General features: G+C 60.2%; 11 protein-coding genes. 3 read left to right on the forward strand and 8 right to left on the reverse strand.

What is annotated here, in order from left to right:
* Nucleotides 1–208: 208 nt before the first annotated feature.
* Nucleotides 209–8,644, forward strand: a complete 8,436-nt coding sequence (locus NZK35_RS16070; protein ID WP_259633550.1) for an FG-GAP-like repeat-containing protein — start codon at nt 209–211, stop codon at nt 8,642–8,644.
* 65 nt (nt 8,645–8,709) lie between these two features.
* Entirely contained in the window at nt 8,710–10,881 is a 2,172-nt protein-coding gene (gene recG / locus NZK35_RS16075; protein WP_259633551.1) for an ATP-dependent DNA helicase RecG, read from the forward strand.
* 49 nt (nt 10,882–10,930) lie between these two features.
* On the opposite strand, the gene NZK35_RS16080 is transcribed toward recG, so the two are convergent.
* Complete coding sequence (locus tag NZK35_RS16080; RefSeq protein ID WP_259633552.1) at nt 10,931–12,280, reverse strand: DUF1598 domain-containing protein; 1,350 nt, start codon at nt 12,278–12,280, stop codon at nt 10,931–10,933.
* Nucleotides 12,281–12,497: 217 nt separating this feature from the next.
* Between NZK35_RS16080 and NZK35_RS16085 the strand changes: the two genes are divergently transcribed.
* Nucleotides 12,498–14,696 carry a sigma 54-interacting transcriptional regulator gene (locus NZK35_RS16085; RefSeq protein ID WP_259633553.1) on the forward strand — a complete coding sequence of 733 codons (2,199 nt, stop codon included), beginning with the start codon at nt 12,498–12,500 and terminating at the stop codon, nt 14,694–14,696.
* Between the two features lie 11 nt (nt 14,697–14,707).
* Here the strand turns inward: NZK35_RS16085 and NZK35_RS16090 are convergent, their stop codons facing one another.
* The 7 genes from NZK35_RS16090 to NZK35_RS16120 all read right to left on the reverse strand — a co-directional run bounded on the left by NZK35_RS16090 (nt 14,708) and on the right by NZK35_RS16120 (nt 22,252).
* Nucleotides 14,708–15,880 (reverse strand): cadherin repeat domain-containing protein, encoded by a 1,173-nt coding sequence (locus NZK35_RS16090; protein WP_259633554.1) that lies wholly within the window; start codon nt 15,878–15,880, stop codon nt 14,708–14,710.
* The gene (locus NZK35_RS16095; protein ID WP_259633555.1) at nt 15,877–17,532 is read right to left on the reverse strand and encodes a type IV pilus biogenesis protein PilM; all 1,656 of its coding nucleotides are present in this window, start codon (nt 17,530–17,532) and stop codon (nt 15,877–15,879) included. The genes NZK35_RS16090 and NZK35_RS16095 overlap by 4 nt, the downstream gene beginning before the upstream one ends.
* Nucleotides 17,533–17,627: 95 nt before the next feature.
* Nucleotides 17,628–19,313, reverse strand: coding sequence for a type II secretion system minor pseudopilin (locus NZK35_RS16100; RefSeq protein WP_259633556.1), 1,686 nt, complete (start codon nt 19,311–19,313; stop codon nt 17,628–17,630).
* Nucleotides 19,313–20,284 (reverse strand): type II secretion system protein GspJ, encoded by a 972-nt coding sequence (locus tag NZK35_RS16105; RefSeq protein ID WP_259633557.1) that lies wholly within the window; start codon nt 20,282–20,284, stop codon nt 19,313–19,315. The genes NZK35_RS16100 and NZK35_RS16105 overlap by 1 nt, the downstream gene beginning before the upstream one ends.
* Nucleotides 20,281–20,802 carry a type II secretion system protein gene (locus tag NZK35_RS16110; protein ID WP_259633558.1) on the reverse strand — a complete coding sequence of 174 codons (522 nt, stop codon included), beginning with the start codon at nt 20,800–20,802 and terminating at the stop codon, nt 20,281–20,283. The genes NZK35_RS16105 and NZK35_RS16110 overlap by 4 nt, the downstream gene beginning before the upstream one ends.
* Nucleotides 20,799–21,434: a prepilin-type N-terminal cleavage/methylation domain-containing protein gene (locus NZK35_RS16115; RefSeq protein ID WP_259633559.1), complete on the reverse strand. Its 636-nt coding sequence runs from the start codon at nt 21,432–21,434 to the stop codon at nt 20,799–20,801. The genes NZK35_RS16110 and NZK35_RS16115 overlap by 4 nt, the downstream gene beginning before the upstream one ends.
* A 368-nt stretch (nt 21,435–21,802) precedes the next feature.
* Entirely contained in the window at nt 21,803–22,252 is a 450-nt protein-coding gene (locus NZK35_RS16120; protein WP_259633560.1) for a type II secretion system protein GspG, read from the reverse strand.
* Between the last annotated feature and the right edge of the window lie 423 nt (nt 22,253–22,675).

Consider the following 22,675-nt stretch of genomic DNA (forward strand, 5'->3'; position numbering starts at 1 on the left):
CCGAGCGCGCCACCTCACGACGCCCGAACGCTGGCGCGAATCGGCTGCTGGGGAATTCGGCCGCTCGCCGTCTGATTGCCCGGACTCTCGGGGTTTTCGGGGGGATGGGTGCACTCCAAATTCAACATCGGTGTCGCAGATTAGCTAAACTCGGGCCATCTCCACTCTTCATTGATTCCTCTTCATTCCCCACCGTGATCCCGCAACGATGCCTTTGTTCTCGAAATCCGCCGACCGGGCTGCCGGCCCGTTTGCCGCTGCGCGAAGACTAGCTCGCCCCCGAAACGTTGCGTCCCGACATCGGATCCGTCGAAAACTGCAGACGGAAACGCTCGAAAAACGGCAACTGCTGGCGGCTGAAATCGAACCGAATGATGTGCCGGCCTCCGCCACCGCCCTGCCCCGCGGTGACGTCTTAGAAGGCACGATCAGCTCCACGCGTGACGTCGACTTCTTTCGCGTCGATTTGAATCGCGGCGACCGCTTTTCGATCAACACGTTCAACATCAACGCCCCCAGGTTCAGCCCCACGTTGCCTCCCGGACTCGAGATCCTAGATTCGAGCGGACGGACGTTGGTCACGTCCGATGATGGGGACACCGCGCGTTTGGTCGCGCCCGCGACGGGCCAGTACTTCATCCGCGTCGGTTCGGAAAACGTCTTCGGCACCTTCGTCGGCCCCTACGGCATGCAGAGTAGTTACACCGGGGCGCCGGCGAACTTCGAATCCGAACCCAATGACACGCTCGCGGTGGCCGACGGTTTGAACGGACTGCTCGGCGAAAAAGTCATCGGGCAACTCGCCGACGCCAGCGAACAAGACGTCTACTCGCTCAACGCCTCGGCCGGTCAAACATTGGTGGTTTCCTTCGCCGGTTTGCAGACAACCAGTCCGGCGGTCGAGGTTCTCGATTCCCTGGGGAACGTGATCGGCGAAAACCAGTCGGGAACCGGAATCGTTCTTCAAATTCAAGATGACCAGCAAGTCTTCGTCGCCCTCTCGGGTGCAAACTCATCCGGCGCCGTCTCCGGTGACTACGCGATGGTCGTTGATCTGGTCGACGATGCTCAGGCGTTCCCCGACCTCGGCGACTCCTTCGAGACGGCCGGACAGCTCGATACCACATCCTACCGAGGAAACTTCGTCGGCATCCTTGATGGTCCATCCGATCGCGACTTCTTTCAGTTCGAAATCGACGACATTGAATTTCTGCGGTTCGATCTGCAACTCAGTGGCAGCGAACGGATCGTCGAAAGCGGCAAGGAAATGCGGCTCTACAACGCATTCGGCCAGGAACTGATCTATTCGCCCAACGGCCGGATCTCGACGGAGGTCGACGACGCCCTGGTGCCGGGCAGCTACTTTTTGGAAGTCCTCGCCGACAGTCCCATCGGTACGGGAGCCTACGCGGTTGAGTATGTGACGATCACCGATTTTTCGTTGCAGCGGGACAACGCCGTTCACTTCATGGACTTCGACAGCACCGATCCGTATCTGGGATTTGATCGCGTCGCCCCTTACGCCGTTCCCGATGCGATCGATTACTATCTGGGAACCTTTGACTCTCGTTACGGCGTCTACGATGCCGAAGCGACGCGCGACAAACCTGCGGCGGGAAAGGAACGCGTCGCCTCGGGGATCGGCAATTTCGGCGACATCGGAGCGGGCGGTTTCGGCGGCGGTTATCGCGGTGTGCGGAGCAGCAACGGCAACACCGTCAACAGTGCGTTGGAGACCTCCGCGACGGTCTTGCGGCGGCTGACCACGACGACGGTGAACCACGAATTCGGTCACGCGACAGGTCTTCCGCACGCCCGTGACGTCCAGGCATTCATGTCCTACGTCGGGACGACCGAGTATTTGCCGGTCGGCGGCACCTATGCCTTTCAAGGAACCGATTCGCGTCGTCCCGGCAATCAAGTCTATGACGTCCGCGACTACTTGGATTTCATTCTCCAGCCCGGCTCCCAGGTCTACGTTTCCGAACAAACCGAAAGTACCGGGCAGGTTTCCCTGGATAGCTATTTGCGGGAAATGTCGATCGATTACTCGCCGACCGCCGTCCACGATGTCGGCGATCGGCCGACCGATGTGGTCGCCGGTGACTTTAACAATGACGGCCGCGACGACATCGTCATGTCCAGTGACACCGACGACAGCTTGCAGATCTTCATCGCTGCCGCCGACGGCACCCTGGGGGCTCCGTTGACGATCGCCGCCGGCGGAAACCTGGGATGGTGGACCGATGTGTTGGAGGTCGGTGACTTCGACAACGATGGCGACGACGACATTGCGATGATCGTCAACGGCGCCCAACGCGTGTCTGTCTTGATCAGCAACGGAGACGGGACGTTCGCACCCGCGTTCAATTATCCCCTGTTCGGCAATCCCAACGGGCTGCACGTTTCCGATTTGAACGACGACGGCATCCTCGATTTTGCCGTCACGGTCCGCAACGACAATTCGATCCGCGTTTACACCGGTGACGGAGACGGGCGGTTCAGTTTCCTGGAACAGTTGTCGGCGGGAACGGCGCCCCACGGTGTGTCCTCGGGTGACTTCGACGGTGATGGCAACCAAGACTTGGTCACCACCAACTTCACCAGCGATGACCTGACGCTCTGGTACGGAAACGGAGCGGGCGGATTCAACCGCCCCATCGTTTTTGCAACCGGTGATGGCCCCGAAAGCGTGACGTCGGATGACTTCAACAACGACGGTCGAGACGACCTGGCCGTCGTGTATCGAGAGGACCGCGCCGTGCGCGTGTTCCTGTCCGATGCGTCGGGGTTGCCGGTCCAAGACGCGTTTCACGACACGCGAATCACCACACACTTCATCTCTTCCGACGACGTCGACCAGGACGGATTCGAAGACCTGATCGTCGGCGGGTTTGGCAACACACTGAAGATCCAGTTGGGCAGTCCCGACGGAACGTTCACCCGACCGATCTCCATTCAAACCGGCGACGGCGAAGCGGTCGGCGCGGTCGCGGATCTCGACGGCGACGGCGACAACGAACTGGCGATCACGAACTATTGGGAAGGAACGCTGTCGGTTGTCGATGAGCCGGCCGAGGCGACCAAAAATGACCGAGTGGTCGTGTTCGCGATGATCGACGGCGACCGCGATGTCGACCGGTACACCGTCGATGTCGTCGCCGGCCAACGATTCACGTTCGACATCGATTCCGCTGAATTCCAATACCCGCTCGACGGCGTGATGTCGATTCTTGCTTCCGATGGTTCCCTGATCGCGACCAGCGACGATGCGACCGACGGCAACAGCGGCATCAAGAGCGTCGATCCGTTTCTGGATTGGACCTTTGCCAGCGACGACACGATCACCGTTCGTATCGAAGGCAAGCTGAGCTCGGCCGGCAATTACCGGTTGAAAGTCACGCCGGGGCGCGCCATCGATTCGGTTGGACCGACAGTGATTGCGATGCACCCCGACAACGGCGACGTCGTCAACAGCACTCGCCAGATCACGTTCTATTTTGACGGCGTCCTCGACGAAACGACTCTGACGCAAGAAAACATCGTCGTCACCGACTCGTCGGCGGGCGTGATCGCGGGGACAGCCGTCGCCAATCCACTCGATTCGACCGTCGTCTGGACGGCCGACTCGCCGTTGACGCCGGGCGACTACACCATCCGGTTGGTCAGCGGCAGCGGCGGCATCACCGACCTGGCCGGCAACCCGCTCAACGGATTGGTGCAAGCGGATTATTCGTTCCCCGATCGCAGCGGCAGCGCGACCTCGCCGGCCGAAGACTTCGTCGCCCGATTGACGATCAGCGGAACCGATACGACGCCGGCACGCGTCCAAAGCGTCTCGTACATTCGAGACCCGTATAACGCCAGCCGCTTCGTCGTCCGGATGAATGATCAATTGAGCATGCCCAGCGTTCATTCGGCAACTTACACGCTGCGGGGCACCGGTCCGGATGGAGTGTTCGACAGCGCCGATGACACGTGGACCGAATTAGACGCGACTTACGAGGCAATCAATTCGACGTTCAATTCGACGTTAAACCTCTACTCGCGTGGCGTGGTCGATTCGGGACGCTATCGCATCGAAGCGGACTTGGTGGACGTTGCCGGACACGTTGTACGTTTGTTCGAATCGGTGACGGTCTCCGGTAGCGTTGCCGAAGCGAACCTGTTCACCGACGCAGCACTCAGCAACCCCGGGTTGACCGGTAGCTACGTCAACACCAGTCTCCGCACCGTCGATGAGATTGACTGGAGAGTGACGCAGACGATTTCGGGAACCCGCGTCGATCCCAAGGTCTCGTTTCTGCGTTCGGAATTCGGTGTTCGTTCGACGGTCGGAATCACCGGCGGAGTCGACGACGACAATTGGGACAACTTTTCCGTCCAATGGGACGGCTACGTCGTCGTGCCCGAAGACGGAGTACAGTTGTTGACACGGAGCGACGACAGCAGCCGGTTTTGGATCGATTTGGATCGCAGCGGATCGTTTGATTCGGGCGAATTGTTTGACAACGGCTGGGGCAGCAACCAACCGCTTTTGTCCGGCGAATTGACGCCCGGATTGATTGCCGGAACGTACCAGATTCGGATCCAATACCAGGAGACCGCTGGCGGCAACGAAATGCATTTCGATTGGATTCGGCCAGGTCGTCGCGTCGACGTCGGCGGATTCATCCACGGGCCGTCGGTCACCGACGTCTCGATCACACCGGGGACCCACGTCTTTGATGATTCGATTCAGTCACTCGACGTCACCTTTTCTGGGAATCTTGACCTCGGCACGCTGACGGCCGATAACTTTACGTTGCTGCAAAGCGATGACGCAACGTTCTTTGACGGCACCGACGTGGTGGTGCCGGACGCCGATGGATTGATCGGATGGGATCCATCGCGGAACGTGGCAACGTTGGAATTCGGCCAGTCGTTGCGCGCCGGGTTTTACCTGTTGGAGGTCAACGGCGAAGCCGGCGGCATCACCAATTCCACCGGCGATCTGCTCGACGGTGAGTTTCTCAGCAATGCGATCTCGGGCAGTGACAGCCTGTTTCTCTGGGACAAAAAGCCATCGGGCAACGGCATCGCCGGCGGAGACTTCCGGGCGGCGTTCTCGGTCTCGCGCCCCTTGTTGGACATCGAAATCGATCCCGGATCGATCAGCGAAAACGGCGGCCAGGCGATCGCCACCATCATCCGGCGCAACGCCGATTTGTCGACGCCGATCGTCGTGACGTTGTCCGTGTCGGATTCTACCGAATTGCGGCTCGGATCGTCGTTTGTGACCATCCCTGCCGGCGTCGACTCGGTCGCGGTTCCCGTGTTCGGCGTCGACGACGATCTGCTCGACGGCCCCCAGTTCGTCGGCGTGACGGCAACGGCCAGCAATTTCCAAAGCGATGTCGCGTTTGTCGAAGTCACCGATTACGAGACCTTTGGCCTGCGATTGAGTTCCCGCACGGTGTTTGAAAATTCCGCGTCGGTCACGCTGACGCTGACACGATTGGATGCCCGCCAAGCCGCAGTGGTCGACCTGACGGCCTCACGCTCCGACCAACTGCTGCTTTCCTCCAACCGCATCACGATTCCCGCCGGGCAAACTCAAGCGACGGTGACACTCACCGGTCGCGACAACCAGATCCTTGATGGCACTCAAAGCGTCACGATCACCACGTTTAGCGTCGGGATGATTGATGCAACGACCACCCTCGACGTGCTCGACTACGAGCCACTGACGTTGATCATCGACGAAGATTCTATCCGTGAGAACGGCGGCATGGCGACGGCACGGTTGACACGCACCGATACCAGCCAACCGCTGACGGCAACGATCGGGACCGCCCCGGCCGGATTGTTGAGTGTTCCGGCGACGATCACGTTTGCCGACGGTGCGGCAACGTCGGATCCCTTTGTGATCACCGCCAACGACAATTCCACCCTCGATGCCATTCGTGTCGGAACCGTCACCGCGTCCGGACCGGGTTACATCACAGCGACAGACACCGTCAATGTGACCGACTACGAAGAATTGACTTTGGTGACCGCATCGAATTTCATTGCGGAAAATGGCGGCACCATCGAGATGCAAGTGCGTCGCAGCGACCCGCGTGGCAACACGGTCGCAACCCTGACGTCGACCAGTCCCGGCAGGCTGGCCGTGCCCGGGGCGGTGCAGTTCGATGACGGAAGCCATCTCTCGCGACCGTTCTTTGCTGCCGCGATCGATAACGATCAATTGGAAGGCGACCAGATCGTCTCGGTGGTTGCATCGGCGACGGGGTACCAACTCAGCCGAACGGAGCTGACCGTTACCGATCACGAGCAATTGACGCTCACCCGTCTGGGGGATCCTTTGACCGAATCGAGCGGTACGGCCACTTATCGGGTCACGCGTCCCGCCCCGGAAGGCGAAGCGGTCGTGGTAATCAGCGGCGGCGCGTTTGACAGTCTGAGGCTGCCGGCAAGTGTTCGCTTCGGCGCCACGCAAACGGAAGTCTTCTTTACCGCCGAGGTTGTCGACAACCCGACGGTCGCCGGTGACCAATCGGTTGATGTCAGCGTGGCATCGGCAGGCTACATCGCCGACACATTGACCGAGACAATCCAAGACAACGACACGCCGGAATTGCATCTGTTGATCGATTCGACCCATCTCGTCGAAGGCAACCGGCGGAGCGTCGCCAGATTGACCCGCAACACGCTCCAGGGAATGACCGTTTCGATCGCACCTTCGGTCGCCGACACGCTGCAACTCCCTTCCTCGGTCAGCTTCCTTCCCGGCCGACCCACGGTCGCGTTTGAAATCACCGCGATGGACAACCAGGTCGTCGATGGCACTCGCCAGATCGATCTGACGTTTGCCGGCGCCGGGCATCCCGACGAAGTGGTCACGATTTCGGTGCTCGATGACGAGGTCGCGGGTTTTGACTTCCTGACCTCGAATTTGCAGGTTACCGAAGGTGCCGCGCCCGGCGTGACCTCGCTGGCGCTGTCGGTTCAACCGATCAGCGACGTCACCATTGCGATCGCGTCGAGTGACCCGTCGCAATTGGACGTTTCACCGACAGAGTTGACCTTTACGCCAGCCAATTGGTCGATCCCGCAGACTCTGGAAGCCACCGCCATCGACGACTTCACTTCCGAAGAGAACACGCAAGTGACGCTGACCGCGACGGTGACATCCGGGGTCGCGTTTGATGAACTGGCGCCGCAAACGTTGACTGCCGATGTGATCGATGACGATGTGGCTTCGATTTGGCTGGAGGAGACCGACGGTTCGACGATCGTCAACGAATTCGGATTGGACGACCCGTTCTCGCTGGCGTTGGGAACGCGTCCGCTATCCCCCGTGCAGCTATCGATCGACGGCGCGGCTGTGCCTGAGGCCGTTTTCACCCCCTCGGTCTTGACCTTCACGCCCGACAATTGGGATCAGCCCCAGGTCGTTGTGGTCAGCACCCCGCTCGACTTTGTTGCCGACCGGAACCTGATCGGATCGGTTTACGTGAACGTCGATCAAGATCAAAGTGACCCGGTCTATGCCGAGGCGAGTCGACGAATCATCGGTGTCGTTCACATCGACTCCATCCTCAGCGACCTCAGAATCCGCCAGCAAGGAGATCGAATTGTCCTGATCGACGAGATCAGTGGCGAAACGCTGCGCAGCACCGCTGTCGGAGATCCCGGAGGGGCCACGTTGGAAACCGGCGACCGCAGCGAATCGATCTTCGTCGAACCCTTGCCCGATCAGACGCAGCTCTCGATCCGGTCTGGCAACGGCGACGATCAAATTGCATTGTCCGCAATGACGGGCGGCGAGGTCGATGGCGGAGACGGTTATGACACGGTCACGCTGGTCGCCGGCGGATTGCTTCCACCGGAGCTTTCCGGCGGGGTGGTGTTGCGAAACATCGAACGACTTGATTTGACCGATGCGGCCAGCCAGGCACTCGACTTGGACGCTCCGGCGGTGATCGCGATGACCGATGCCAACAACTCGCTACACGTCAACCTCGGAGCGGAGGACCAGTTGACGTTGGCAAATGGTTGGCAGTTCGAAACGCCCATCAATGTCGCCGGTTACGCCACGCACCGATTGGTCAAAGACGACGCCACCCTCCATGTGTCCAGCGGCTCCGTTTGGCAGAACCCCTTCAACCGTTTCGACGTCAACCGGAACGGCGAGGTGAGCCTGATCGACGCGTTGATCACGATCAATCGGCTAGCCGTCGACAGCCAGAATGAGTTGCCGTTGCTGCCAGAGATGAGTTCGTACCAGTTCTACGACGTCAACGGCGATGGCTTGGCCACCAGTCGTGATGCGCTTGCGATCATCAACTCTCTCGCCACCCAGGTCGGAAGCGAAGGAGAATCACCGCGGATTGGAACCCTACCGGCTGGGTCCGATGCGGCGTCCATGGCCGAACCGACTGGTGCTGAGACGTCAAACTCGATGTCGTTGTTAACCGCTGACCGAATCAAACCGTCCGAGTTATCTCCGGCCGATCCCGCACCCTGGGCAAATTGGGATCCCGATCGTGTCGACCAGGCCATTGACGCGCTGACCGACGCGATTGGCGAGGAGGACGACGATGAATCGGACTCAGCGGAAGTGGATTGGATCGAGCTCTGGTTGACCTCGATCGGCTAGTTTGAGGCGGGTCGCGATGGGGACAAGGTTCATCAGCGACGGGCGGCTCGGTATACTCGGCGTCGATGATAGAAAACTCCAGCCAAACGACTCTCGGCACGCCGGCGCAGTTCTTGCCCGGGATCGGTTCGTTGCGCGCCGAGAAGCTTGCCAAAATCGGGTTGCGGACGGCGGGTGATCTGCTGTTTTGTTTTCCCCGCAGCTATGAATTCCCCGCGCCGCCGGCTCGAGTCGACCAATTGCGCGAAGGCCAATCCGCTTCACTGGTCGGCACGATCGTCGACGCCGAAATCGTCTCTCGGACGCCCGGTAAATCGATCTTTGGAGCCGTCGTGCAAAACGATTCCGGTGCGGTACGGATCGTGTTTTTCAACCAGCCGTTTCGCGCCGAGCAAATCACGTTTGACCGCCGAGTCATGATCAGCGGTGAACCGAAACTAAACGGCTTGCGGTGGGAATTTGTGCACCCCAAAGTGACACTGCTGGAAGACGACGAGGAAATCAAGAAGCCACGAATTCTGCCGATCTATCCGCTGACCGAAGGCGTCAAACAAAACGAGATGCGGCACTATGTCAGTGCGGCGATCGACGGTCTGTGCGAAACGCTCACCGAAGTCTTGCCGGTTGATCTTCGCGACCAGGCGACCGCAGCGCTTCGCGCGGCCGAGATCGATCTTCGGCTGCCGCTGCCGGAGATTTGCACCGCGATCCGCAGCATCCACTGGCCCGCCGATCGAAACGATCTGACGGCGGCGCGAACGCGTTTGGTCTTTCAAGAACTGCTGGTCATGCAACTTGCATTGGCGATGCGGCGACGCAAACTGACCACGGATCTGCGGTCCACGCCGCTGCCCGCCTCGGCGATGCTGGACGCGCGCATCACGAATCGATTTCCTTTTGAACTGACGGGCGACCAAAAGGCGGCGATGAAAGACGTCGGCCGCGACATGGGACGGCAGTTTCCGATGAACCGCTTGCTGCAAGGCGACGTGGGCAGCGGTAAAACGGTCGTCGCGATTTACGCGATGATGTTGGCCGTCGGCCATTCGCATCAAGCGGTCTTGATGGCGCCGACGGAAGTCTTGGCCAGGCAACATTTCCAAACCCTGACTCGGATGCTGGCCGACAGCCGCGTCCGCATCGGCCTATTGTGCGGTTCGCTGACCGCGGCAGAGCGGCGTGAAACACTTCGCAAAACGGCGTCCGGAGAACTCGATCTACTCGTCGGCACCCAAGCCCTGTTGTACGGTATCGAGTTCAAGAATCTGGGGCTGTGCGTGATCGACGAACAACACAAGTTCGGCGTTCGCCAACGGGTTCAACTTCGCAGCGGCGGGGTCGACCCCCATTACCTGGTGATGAGTGCGACGCCGATCCCGCGCTCGGTCGCGATGACGATCTTCGGCGACGTGGACTTAACGACGCTGCGTGAAAAACCGCCGGGCCGCGGCAGCGTGAATACTTACCTGGGGCGCGACGAGTGGCGTGACCGCTGGTGGACGTTCGTCAAGAAACAGCTCGATGAAGGCCGGCAAGCATTCATCGTCGCTCCCCGCGTCAGTGCTCAGGCCTCAACGGCGCCGGACGAGGCCGACGTCTTGGCCGAAGACTCGGCGACCGAAGAAGATGTCTCATCCGTCGAGACCGTTTACGAAGAGCTTCGCACGGGCACCCTGGCAAACTACCAGGTCGGACTGCTCCACGGCCGACTGTCCAGTGACGAGAAGCGTGCGGTGATGGAGTCGTTTGCAGACGGCGAGACCGACGTGTTGGTCAGCACGACGGTGATCGAAGTCGGAATCGATGTGCCCAATGCAACCGTGATGACCATCCTGGGCGCGCAGCGATTCGGATTGGCCCAGCTCCACCAACTCCGCGGACGAGTCTCACGCGGCACACACGCCGGTCACATCTGCGTCTTTACCGATGGTGAACAATCGCCCGAAGAGTTCGAGCGATTGAAGGTGTTGGAAAGCACCAGCGATGGGTTTGAACTCGCCGAAGCCGATTTCAAAATGCGTGGTCCGGGTGACGTGTTTGGTTCACGGCAAAGCGGCATGCCCCCGCTGCGGATCGCCGATCTCATGAAAGACATTGACGTGCTGCAAGTCGCGCGCGAAATCGCCCAACAAACGATTGACGAAGATCCAGAGCTGTCGGACCCGAAGTGGGACGCGCTCAAGAAGCAACTGATGCGTCGCTACGGCAAACGTTTGGACCTGGGCGACGTGGCATAACCGAATCGTAGGTCACGCTGTGCGTGACGAGTGGCATGCACAGCATGCCCTACTTGTTCCACCACCAGGTAGTGGATCGCGAGGAGGCGATTTGGTTCGTCAGCGAGGTATCGACTTGCTGGTCGTGAACGATTTGGAAGGCGTTGATGCTAACGCCACCCGAAGCCGTCACGACCCAGCCGCTTCGTCCCTTGATGAAGCTGCACTCCGGTGCGATCGTTTGAGGTGCGTCCAACGTCGGCATCTCCAGCATTTCTTGATCGCGGAGCACGACCAAGTCCAGTCCCGAGCGATTTTCGAGCTGTTCTTGCACGATCAGCGTGGAAGCAACCGTCAGATCCATCAGGTTTTGCAGATCACCGAAGACCGGCATTTCTTTCGCCAATTGCTCGAAGCGTTCGGTCATCGAGGTGGCCCATTTCTCCGCCAGCTTGTCCGACTTTCCGGCACTGGTTGCCGTACCGTCGGCGGCGATGGCATCTTGTTCGGTCATCGTTCGGATCCCTTGACCGGTCAATTTCCAAACCGTGCCTTCTTCGTTACGCGTCAAGCTGTCGTACTCGCATTCCATCCACCAGCGAGGATTCATGCTGCCGGCGTGAGACGTGTTGCGGGCGAGTTGCAGATAGCTGGGAAGCCCTTTGACGGGTGAATCTTCGATCGCCATCGCCAGCCGTTTCATTTGGTAATCCGCGGCGACGAGGATGCAGGCGTAGCGGCTGGTCGCGGGAATGCCGTTCAACTTGATCATCTGCGGACCGAATGCCTGTTTCATCCCGGCTTCCAGGGCGGAGGGGTTCTGCCCGGGGCGGAGTTTCATGCGACCGAGAAATGAGTTCAAACGTTGCCGGCCTTCGGCCGTCGGTTCGATCGAACAGCTGATGCCTTGGGCACGCGAGTTTTCGACGTTGCGAAGCGCGACCACCAGGTCTTCCAACTGCAGGATCGCGGCGCCGGTTTCGGTGCCGACGACGCTGCCGGTTTCGGACAGAGTCCAGGGTTCGGCCGGCCCTGCCAGAATCAAGTCGTTGTTTTCCTTGTCGACCAGCACGTAGTCGACACCGGTCAAGCCGGCCAGATAGCGGATCTCAGAGGGGAGTCTCGCGCCGGTTTTGCGAACCTGGATGATCGCGTCTTGCAAACCCGACAGAGACACCAGTCGCAGATCCGTCGCAGTCGCCAAATCGCCTGTCGGAGCGGTGACGACATTGCGAAGCAGGTTGAGAAGTTCTTGGTTTTCCTCGACCGTCGCCGTCCGAACCACGCCGGTTGGATCAATCGAAACGCCGCCAACATTATTACCGCCACCGCCGAAGTTTCCTGCTTGGGTGAGCGAGGCGACTGCAACGAGACAGCTCATCGCAATCGCGATCATGAATCGAGCTTGGCTCAGTTTCATCGAAAAGTTACTCCGAATGGAATTGGATTTTAGACGCCGGCAAGTCGCAAAGAAGCGTCATCGTGCGGCGGAAAAGTCGGTTGGGAGGCGGCCTAGACTGCTTAAGAGAATAGTTGCCGCCCATTCGAGTCGCAAGTTCGACCCGGCGATCTGATAAACTATTCGGCATCCAATCGACTCCAGCCTCTTCGAGCGACTTCCAGGGAATCAGAGCACTTTGAGCGACAGCAGCCTCACCTTGCCGCCCCACGACGACGATTCGGGCCCCAACCGTCTGCCGCTGAAGGGGGTTTCCGCCTCAAACGGCCAATGGAGCACCCCCGTAGGTGGCATCGACGGCGGATACCTGGTGATCCAGTCGGCGGGGCGTTGGAGCGATGTTTTTCGACTCTCCGCACCCGGACAAGTCATCCTGGGGCGGTCCAGCAACAACGACATCGCGATTCGCAGCGAAAAGGCGAGCCGCCAGCACGCGCGGGTCTGGTCGACGGCGGCGGGCTGGATGATCGAGGATCTGGGCAGCCGCAATGGCACGTTTCTGGCCGGGCGGCGGATCCAGGCACCGACGGCCCTTTCCGACGGTGACAAGATTGAAATCGCCGGTTTCTCCCTGCAGTTTGTTCACCAGATCCAGTCCGCCGAGGGTCCCGTCGCCTCTCCCAGGCCCGCCGGAGCGACGGAAGATCACCTGACCTTGGCGATGGAAGCAGCGTCGATCACCGATCGTCGGGCCAAAAGCGAATACTTGCACAGCGATCCGCTGGTCATCCGATCGCCCGCCCAACCCGGGGCGCTCGTACAGAACGAAGTCGTACAGACCGAAAAGGCCCGCGCGACGCTATTGCAATTGGCGTTCGAACTGGCCGGTGCGGAAACCGCCGCCCAAGCGATCGACCTGGTCCTGGACCGCCTGGCCGCATCAATCCGGTTTCGAAGCGCCGGAGCCTTCGTCGTCGATTCAAAATCTCGCAGGCAGGCCTCAAACCAACCGCCACAGAACCAACCAGCCGGCAACCGGCAAGCCAACCCGCATTCGGGGCCCGATCCGTCGATGCTGACCTTGGTGGCGACACGTCATTCCAATGATGCGGCACCGGGATCGAGCAGCTACCGACGTCCGGCCGACACCGCGATCGCAAGCGTCATCGGCCCGGACGGACAAGCGATCTTGGCCCGAAACGTTTCCGGTGACCGAACGTTGGCAACCGAAAACAGCCAGGGCGAGATCGACGCGGTCAGCATGATCTTGGCCCCCGTCAAGGATCGCGAAGAAAACCTATTGGGCATGCTGCACTTGCTGACGACCGACAAAGAAACGGTGCTGTCGGCGCGCGATCTGGAATTCGTTTTGGCCGTCGCCGAAATTTTGGCCGAATCGCTGCGGAACCTGCGTGTCCGCGGAAAACTCGATCGCTCGCTCCGCCGATCCCAACGCCAAATCCGAACGCTGCAAAAACAGATCGGCGGAAAAGTTCAAATCGTGGGACAGAGCGACGCGGTCCGCGACATCATCGAAAAAATCTCGATGGTGGCTCCGACCCACGCGACGGTCTTGGTCCGCGGCGAATCCGGGGTCGGCAAGGAATTGGTCGCCTCGGCGATCCACCACGCCAGTGGACGCGCCTCGGCGCCGCTGGTTTGTATGAATTGCGCTGCGCTGTCACCGTCGCTGCTGGAAAGCGAATTGTTCGGGCACGAGAAAGGTGCATTCACCGGCGCGACCGATCGCAAGCAGGGCAAGTTTGAAGCGGCCGACGGAGGCACGTTGATGCTGGACGAAATCGGCGAGATGGATGCGGAGATTCAAGCCAAGTTTCTACGCGTTCTCGAAGGCCATCCGTTTGAGCGTGTCGGCGGCCAAAGTCCGATCAAAGTCGATGTCCGCGTGGTCGCGGCAACCAATCGTGATCTTCAAGCGATGGTCGCCGAAGGTAAATTTCGCCAAGACCTGTTCTATCGATTGCACGTCGTCGAAATGGTCGTCCCGCCGCTACGCAAGCGTGGCAGCGACATCCTCCTGTTGGCCGAGCACTTTTTGGCCCAGTTCAACGAGCAGATGGGCCGGCGCATCACAACCATCACCGACGCGGCCAAACGGATGCTGTTGGATTATCGATGGCCCGGAAACATCCGCGAGCTGCGCAACGTGATCGAACGCGCGGTGGTCTTGAACACCGGCTCGACGATCGACGCCGAACACCTGTTGCTGACGCCGGCCATGTCGGCGGGCACGGGCGACGCGGAATCGATCGTAGCGTCCAGTCCGGTGGAAATTTCGTTGGCCGAGTTGGAACGATCGCATATCGAACGCGTGCTCCGTCACACCGATGGCAACAAGAGTCGCGCGGCCGCGATCCTGGGCATCGAACGAAGCACGTTGGATCGTAAGCTGAAGAAGTTCGATCGCGAATCGTAGCGAAAGGGGGATCACTCCACCGAATCGACGGCGGACTTGAGTGTTCCGCCGCTGGTGAGCGTGATGGTCTTGTCGCCGATCTTGATTTTCACGGCGTCCGCGTCGATCGATTCGACGACCCCACGCACGCTGCCGATTTCAAACTCGTCGCCGACGCGCAACTTCAGCGTCGTGCCACGCGTCCGAACGTTCATCCAGGCCGTCCAATCTTCGGCGCCCTGCACCAACCCGGTCAGATACGTCTGCTTGGCATCGTCGAATTCCAGTGGCGGTTTTTCGGGTGGCGGTGGCGGTGGCGGATCGACGACTTTGACCAGCAAGGTTTCCTCGACGGTGCGTTTGGGATAGCCGTGATCGGTGACGCGAACGGTCACGTCAAACTCCGTCAGTTCGTCGCTGCGGACGCGCAACGTGCCGCTGCGATCGTCGATCGAGACGACCTCCGGCGGATCGACCAATTCATACGACAACCGGTGTTGTTCGGCGTCTTTGAAGACCAGCGACACCGCTTCGCTCCGTCCCTTGGTCACTTCCACGGTTCGGCTGCCGTCGTACGAAGGCGCCCGGTTGGGCGGCTCGAACAGGTTGCGATTCAAGATCGGATCACTGTAGGCCAGCGTATTCGGGTCGACGCGCCAGGCATTCGTCTCGGGCGCCTTGGCGTCGACGGGAGCATTCCGCAACGAAGCCACTTCGATCGTCATGCTGATCGTGAACCCCGAATCGGTCTTGGACGGTTTCAGATCAAACTCGCGAATCCGATGCAAATAGTCCTTGGACTGGATTTCGTGCATGAACGCAAAGATCTCCGGCGCCTCGGCGCGGCCGGTCAACAGAAACGTCATCTGTTGGTAGAGATCCCCGGAACTCGTGCGACCACTGTCGACCTTGGCGTCTTTGAGGTTGTGGCTTTCGATGACATCAAAGAGCCAGCTTTGGTAATCACTGCGGGCACGCTCCACGTCGCTGGAAACCGATCGCACCAGGTACTCGCCCATCTGCCGATCGGCCAGCGCGCCTTGATTGCGTTGTTCGGCCAGTTGGACCTGGCGTTCCTGTAGGTTTTCGTACTGGGTACGCCGCTGCTTGATGGCAGTTTGGTACTTCGTGAATCCCCATTGGCCGAGCCCGAGGACAAACAGTCCGCCGACCAAGATCGCTAAGATTCTCTCACGTTGGTTCATGCTTGGACCTCCGCCGTGTCGGTGGCGTTTTCGTTGGACGGCTGCTCAGGGTTGGACGGCTGCTCAGGGTTGGACGGCTGCTCAGGCGTTGCCTGCGGCTCTGGGTTCTCCTGCGGCTGCTCGGAATCTTGATCTTCGGATTGGGCAGCTTCGGAAACCGGTTCTTCGGCAGCGGTGGGCGGATCGTCAGCGGCTTGGGATTCCGCTTCCGCGATCCGCTCGGCCATGCGTGCGTAGCGGGTGTTGCGAATCGTTTCGCCTGAAATCATCACCGACTCGGTGAACGTCCACGCGTAGGTGTCTTGACCTTTTTGTTCTTGCGAGCCCTTGCCGACGACCCCGTGGGTCGGATCACGCAGGGCCTCTTCCAATTCGTCGATCACACTCGGCTCGGTAACGGCGCCGACGATGCGGAGCGTGCCGCCGCCGTCGCGCATGCTGGCGGTGCCCGAGATGTTGCGGACAATCATCTTGTCACTCGGCGGTGCTTTTTCCGCCAGTCGTCTGATTTCGTCCAGCCAATTGACGTCGCCGTCGAGGAACTGGTCGATGGCTTCGGTTCGCTCGATACTTTCTTCGGCGGCTTTGGCCGAGGGCAACAACAAGTTGACTTCGTTGGTCGCGTTGGCGATCTTTCGATCCCACTGGGCGAACTGCCGGTAGACGAAGAATCCCGCCAAGAAAACCGCTGCGATCGGTCCGGCAATCATCAGGATGCGACGGACGCGATCCGGTTCCTCTTCCGGCTTCTTGCGTGGGTTCAAGAAATCGATCAGCGTTTCCGGAGCCGTTTCGTCGCTGGCGAGCAAACCGACCAGAGGGGCGAGGCGGCCGATATGCTCGGGCAAGGCCGATCGGTCGATCTGCAGACTGACCAGATCAAACGGATTGACTGCTTGGACGTCATCACAGCTGATCGTGCTCTTGATCGCTGCGATGTCGCCGGAATGAACCGATTCGGTCCCCCAAACCACGATCCGACCCGGCGTCGAGGTCTCGCCGCAGGCCACCATGGTTCGATGCAACTCACTTGCGATCGCACCGCTTCGATGCCTGGCTTCGGAAGGCAAGCGGACGGTGCGAACGAAAATGACCTTTCCGTCCCGCGCGATCACGATTTCGGCGTCGTCGTTGAGCAGGTCGATCAAAACGCAGATCGGCGGCGTCTTCTGGCCACGCAAGTACAGCGATGCGGCCGACAACGGACGCAACGCGATGCGTTTGGGCAACAAATCGGACGTCTTGCAGAGTTCGCGGACGCGATCCATGTCTCCCGGAGAGACGGCCGCCGCGATCAGCGTGTTGTTTTCATTGGTGCGACGGGTCACCAGAAAGTCGACGATGGCCCGCTCGCTGGCCGACGCAAAGCTGCGGATGGCCTGAAAGCGGACCATGTCTGGAAGCTCGTCGTCCGGCACCGGCGGCAACTGCAATTCTCGCAACTCCGCCTTGCCGCGTCCGATCGTGATCAGCGTTTCCGTTTTCTGCAGGCCCTCGCTGTTGATGTAGGCACGCAGCTTTTCCGAGACCGATCCGTTTTCGGGGATCGGGATGACTTGTGCATCGGTCACCTGCACCTTGGAACCGTTGCAGTTGGCGACGACGATCCGCAATTCGCGATCGTCATAGTCGAGGGCTATTCGTTTAGGCATGGTGGTAGTCTAGTTCGATAAGGTCAAAACGCACGGTCAGTCTCGGCAGGGCTGGCTGGGAAACGTTACTGGGGGGGACTGTCACTGAGACTTTCTTACTGAGACGCTGCGGGTTGGTCGCCGGACACCGCGGCCGTGTTGCGGATCCCGAGCACGGAAACGTCAAACGCCCGACCGAGATGGCTGAGGTCTCGATAGGACACAATTTTGGGGTTCACGGTGGTCGCGTCGATGATCACTTCTTGGCGATGGGCCAAGCCGGTCGATTCAAAATAGCCGACGATCTGGGCCCGATAGACGTCGCCGCCGCCGGTCAGCAGCGGCACCAAGTTTCTCATTTCCGGCAACGTCACGATGCCCTCGACCATCAACCAGGTCTCGTAAAACCGGTTCTCGTCGTCGGTTTCCGTCCCGCGGGCCTCCAGAATCATGCCGACTTGTTCCTCGGTCAAAAACGGGATGCCGTACAACAATTCCGCGGGGCATTCATTGACGTTGATCCGACCGGGCATCGCCGGCGTGTCGCTGGTGACCAGTTTGTCCATGATCAGCGGCAGGTAGACGCCCGCGGTCAGCAGCGTAAACGGACTGCGGTACGTCACCGCGTCGTCGCCTCCGCCGACGGTGACTGTAGCGTCGATCAGATCAAGGACCTGTGTAAATTCGATTCCTCCGCCGGCCGACAAATCAAAATTCTCCAGCAAGTCCGCCGTCCAGATGCCTCCGTCGTTAGCCGGTTCGTCACCCGGTGCGGCGTTGGCTGCATCCGGCAGAGCCGCTCCGCCGATGGACGCCGACGGTGCCCCCGACATGCGGTACGCACAAATAAAACTGGCGTAGACGTCATCGCCGAGAACATCGGTCAAGTCTTCGTAGAGGATTTCCAGATCGTCCGCGTTGATGTTCACCCGAAACGTGCCGTCGCGCTGCTTGTTGGCTTCTTGCCCGTGGATCGTGAAATAGGCCGCCAAGCCGAGTGCACCGGGCGTGTCGACGGTGACGTTGAAGCGTTGCTGTTCGTCGGGATCGAGCACGCCGTTGCGATTGGTGTCGGCACCGAACAGCAGTGTCGGCGTCATCCCGCTGACCAGCAACAGTTCTTCGACGCTGCTGATCGGGCCGTTGGTCGGTTCATACGGTGTCGGCAGTCCGCTGTAATATTCCAGCTCCGCACCATAGGGTCGCACTTCGTCGTCCGCGTCCAGCCAGTCCATGATCGAATCGGCGATCTCTTCGGTCATCCCCGGCAAAGCCAACAGCAACGCAGTGGCGATACTGTCGGGCAACACGTCCGCGCTGTCGGGATCCGAGAGCAGACTAAGCGCGGCCATCAAGCCTTCGGAGTTTTCATCCAAGACCGTCAACGTGTTGAGATTCAAGCGAGCCGATTCGTCCTGCAACCCGAACCGGATTCCGCTGAGCATGCCGTTCTCATTCAGATCCGGTGCGGGGACGGAGAAATCACAGACGTTTGCCGCGTCTTGATTGGAAACCGCGATCGCCTGGAACAGGTTGGGATTGTTGTAGACGCCTCCCATTTCGTCCCGCATCATTCGGGGTTGAGACAAGATCAAACGAATCGCCTCGGCGCCGGAATCGGCAGCCACTCGGGCCCGGACCAGGTCACCGGACAGATAGGCGGCGTCATCGTAGGCGACCATCACACCGGTGAACGAGTACACCGACAGCGTGGCGACGACAACGACCAACAACACCAGCACCAGGAAAAAACCTCGCCGCCGGCGTGGACGTTGCGTGTTGAGTTTGGTGGGTGAAAACATCAGAGGCCGACCCCCGAAAGATCTTCTTCCTCTTCCTCTTCGATGATCTTGGCCATCGTCAGTTTGACCACGTGCTGAAACACCCGCGGTTCCTGTTCGCTCTCGGCGACCAGCGGGTCGACCATGACCATTTGGATTTTGACGGCGAGTGGAAGCTCCCCGAGTTCGTCGCTGTTCCATTCGATTTGCCAGGTCACGCCGTCCCAGTAGGAGAATTCGATTCCGGTGACTTCGGGCGCGAGCAATTCGCCGGTCTGGCCGAGTGCCGCGAGATTGCCCGAGGTCGATGCGAACGTCGTTGCGGAGCGATCCAAGACGCGTCGCACCAAGCCGCCGGCGGTCGTCGATGTCGTCGCATCCAGCTTGGCCAGCGGATCCTCGATCCCGATCGAATCGGCCGCCTGAACGTAGTAAGTCACTGTTTTCAGATCGCTGGGTAAATCGGCCAGGTTGCCGGGATCCACGTCCATCAGCACGGCGTACTCTTCCAACCGCGGCAGGCGACTGGTGTCGACTTGCAATTGGTACTGGTCTCCGATCAAACCGGGCGTCTGCAGCACGGCGACTCCCGACACCGACGTGGTCAATTCCTCTTCCAGCGCCGGGTCGTCCATGCCGGCGGCCTCGGCGTCGCCGGGATCGCCCGCATCGCCGGTGTTGCCACCGCCAGTGGCCGAAGCGGCGGTGCTGGCCAGCAAGGTTTCCAGCGCGCTGGTATCCAGCGGTTCCGGATGCAGCGACGCCCGTAAGTCGTCTTCGATCATTTGCATCACGGCCGCGGCCAACATGGATCGCCGCATGTCCATGTCACTGGAATCCATGTCGACGGCATAGAATCGGAACGCGGCGTTGACCAGCGTCATCAGGACGACGGCCATCGACAGCGTCAAAAACAGTTCCAGCAAGGTGAAACCACGTCGCCGCCGGTGGCGGCCGAACCGAGTCGGCTTGGTCATGCAGGATGCAATCATGTCAGCGGCTCCTCACCGCCGTTGGCGATTTCTTCGCGCGCGGCCTCTTCTTCCGCCTCGGCTTCTTCCAGCCCCAGTGCGGGGTCGATCACCCAGCGATCGAGCGCAAACGCGGCCAGTTGTTCGGTGCCGTCGCCCGCGCGAGCCAACACGGTCACGCGTAGCGAAAGCAATCCATCGAGTTGGCCGGGCATCACTTCGATGGTGTAGACGTACGTTTCGGTCGACGCGCTGTCGAACGACTCGGCCGGCGCTTCGACGATCGTCGTCGGTGATTGCCCCGCCTGCAAGTTCAACAACTGTTCGTTCAATTTCGATTGGCAAATCATCCTGGCCGTTACCAGCGCGCGGGCTTCGCGAGCGGCGCTAACGCCGGTCCCGGCGATTTGCGCCAGAACCGCCAGACTGCTGCCGAGGATGGCCAGCGCCAGGATCATTTCCAGCAGCGAAAAACCGCTCCCGCGACGTCGCCTCGCTGCTTTCGATGACTGTCGTTTCGGTGGTTGCCTGACGATCATTGATTGGCCCCCACTTCGCTGATCGTGACGTCACCTGTGATGCCACGCAGCTTGATTGTGATTTGCCCGTGCTCGGGATGCATCAGCACCACCGCGGCCGTGCTGGTGGTCCCGTCGGGGTAAAACAGAATCGGTTGACTGTAGCCTTCGGCTTGGTTGCTCATCGTTGCCTGCTCGATCTCCATCGCCCGAACTGCGGATACGACCGACACGCTTTTGACGACGACGTCGTCGGGCAAATCCACCTGACGGATTTTCGATTCATCTTGGATCACCGGAACGAATTGAGCTTGTTCGGCGCCGGATAACAGAGCCGATTGCGTGCCCGTCTGGTCGATCGCGTTGACGGAGTCGGCCAGTGAGAAATACGGCTGGACGCGGAGCTGATTGGATTCGAGCATCGCATCGACCATTAAGATCCGGCCTTGCCGCATCGCGTCAACACGCGCCAACATCAATTCTTCACGGATCAATTTGGCTCCACGGACGATCCTTCGGTCGCCGAGCAACCAGGCGACTTGCGGGATCGCGATCGATGCGAGGACGGAAAGGATCGCCAACACCAACAGCAACTCCAGCAGCGTAAAACCGCTTTGTCGTTCTGGCGTGCGATGGATCTCAAGTGCGACCATGTCAGGTAACGCGGTGAAGCGTTTTTTAGCGGCAGGGCGCGAGCCCTCCGGTGTTTCGGGAACGGTGTGCAACCGGACGGCTTGCGGGTTGTCGATTTAGTCGGGATCTGCTGAGTCAATGGTGAGCCGCTGGCCGCAAGGCCTCGGGCAGCGTCGGAATGCCCGGCCGCTTACGCGTCGCGGCTCACAAAAGCGACAGCCCGCTTGCGCCCTGCCGCTTACGCCTCGTAAAACGCAGGGAATCAATGCTTCACAGCGTAGCATGGCAGGCGTGGGGTCCGTGTCCGGGATGAAACAGTCGTGCGACGTCGAACCCCTCCACCTCTCCGGCGAGCGCGGCGGCGACGCTCGCTTATTTGACGACACGCCTACGGCGTCACGACAATGTCGTCCTCGGTGTTCTTTTGGCCGTCGATGCCTCCGCTGCGGAGTTCGTAACTGTTTCCGTTGACGCTGTAGTCGATGTCATTGCCCCAGGCGTCTTTGGGGATTTCAGTGATGATCGGCGCGACCCACTTCGCCTTTTTGGCCGCATCGGACGGTCCGTCACGAAGTTCTTCCAGGGTCTGCGGCAAGCTGTTCATACGGATCTGGAACATGTCAATGTTCGACTTGAGCATCTTCAGCTGAGCCGTCGTCGCGTCGGCATTGGCGGCCTGGCCGGTGCCCACCACGTTCACCGCGACGATGCCACCGAGGACCACGAGAATGGCGAGCACCAGCAACAGCTCGAGCAGCGTGAAGGCATGTCGAGCCGCACGACGGTGATGGCGACGGCGACGGGTAGAAGCAGCAAACGGGGACGATGGACGTGACATGGATTGGATTTGCATGAGTCTGGGAAGGGTTCCGAAAGGGGAAAGGGCCTCCGCCCGCAATGATCACCGGCGGAAGCATGCGAGGGGGTCGATTGACCCACGCCGCTTGTAAGGCCTTGCCTGGACGAGCAGCGACAGCGTACCAGCCCGGGGGGGCGATACTCGAGGCGCTCTTTGTATCTTAACCACTCGCCCACCAAAAGGTTCCGCGATTTAAACGACGCGTGCGGAACAGGGCGGCAGGTACCGTTGGTGTCCAGCCTTGAGGCGATTCTCGGTCGCTGCTACGCAGCGACAGTGGGCGGCTAAAGCCCAATACCGCTAAGTTAACATGAATGAGGGGGCCCGGACGCTGGCGCGAACCGGCTGATGTCAAACGAATATCAGCCGTTTGGCGCGAGCCTACGGGCCCTCATCTGAAGA

Source organism: Stieleria sedimenti (genome assembly GCF_025060895.1).
In the GTDB taxonomy this organism is placed as follows: domain Bacteria; phylum Planctomycetota; class Planctomycetia; order Pirellulales; family Pirellulaceae; genus Stieleria; species Stieleria sedimenti.

Bases quoted from the DNA above. Each gene is read 5' to 3' on its own strand.
- NZK35_RS16080 (WP_259633552.1), bottom strand. From the start codon at position 12,280: ATGAAACTGAGCCAAGCTCGATTCATGATCGCGATTGCGATGAGCTGT.
- NZK35_RS16095 (WP_259633555.1), bottom strand. From the start codon at position 17,532: ATGCCTAAACGAATAGCCCTCGACTATGACGATCGCGAATTGCGGATC.
- NZK35_RS16100 (WP_259633556.1), bottom strand. From the start codon at position 19,313: ATGTTTTCACCCACCAAACTCAACACGCAACGTCCACGCCGGCGGCGA.
- NZK35_RS16105 (WP_259633557.1), bottom strand. From the start codon at position 20,284: ATGATTGCATCCTGCATGACCAAGCCGACTCGGTTCGGCCGCCACCGG.
- recG (WP_259633551.1), top strand. From the start codon at position 8,710: ATGATAGAAAACTCCAGCCAAACGACTCTCGGCACGCCGGCGCAGTTC.
- NZK35_RS16110 (WP_259633558.1), bottom strand. From the start codon at position 20,802: ATGATCGTCAGGCAACCACCGAAACGACAGTCATCGAAAGCAGCGAGG.
- NZK35_RS16120 (WP_259633560.1), bottom strand. From the start codon at position 22,252: ATGTCACGTCCATCGTCCCCGTTTGCTGCTTCTACCCGTCGCCGTCGC.
- NZK35_RS16090 (WP_259633554.1), bottom strand. From the start codon at position 15,880: ATGAACCAACGTGAGAGAATCTTAGCGATCTTGGTCGGCGGACTGTTT.
- NZK35_RS16115 (WP_259633559.1), bottom strand. From the start codon at position 21,434: ATGGTCGCACTTGAGATCCATCGCACGCCAGAACGACAAAGCGGTTTT.
- NZK35_RS16070 (WP_259633550.1), top strand. From the start codon at position 209: ATGCCTTTGTTCTCGAAATCCGCCGACCGGGCTGCCGGCCCGTTTGCC.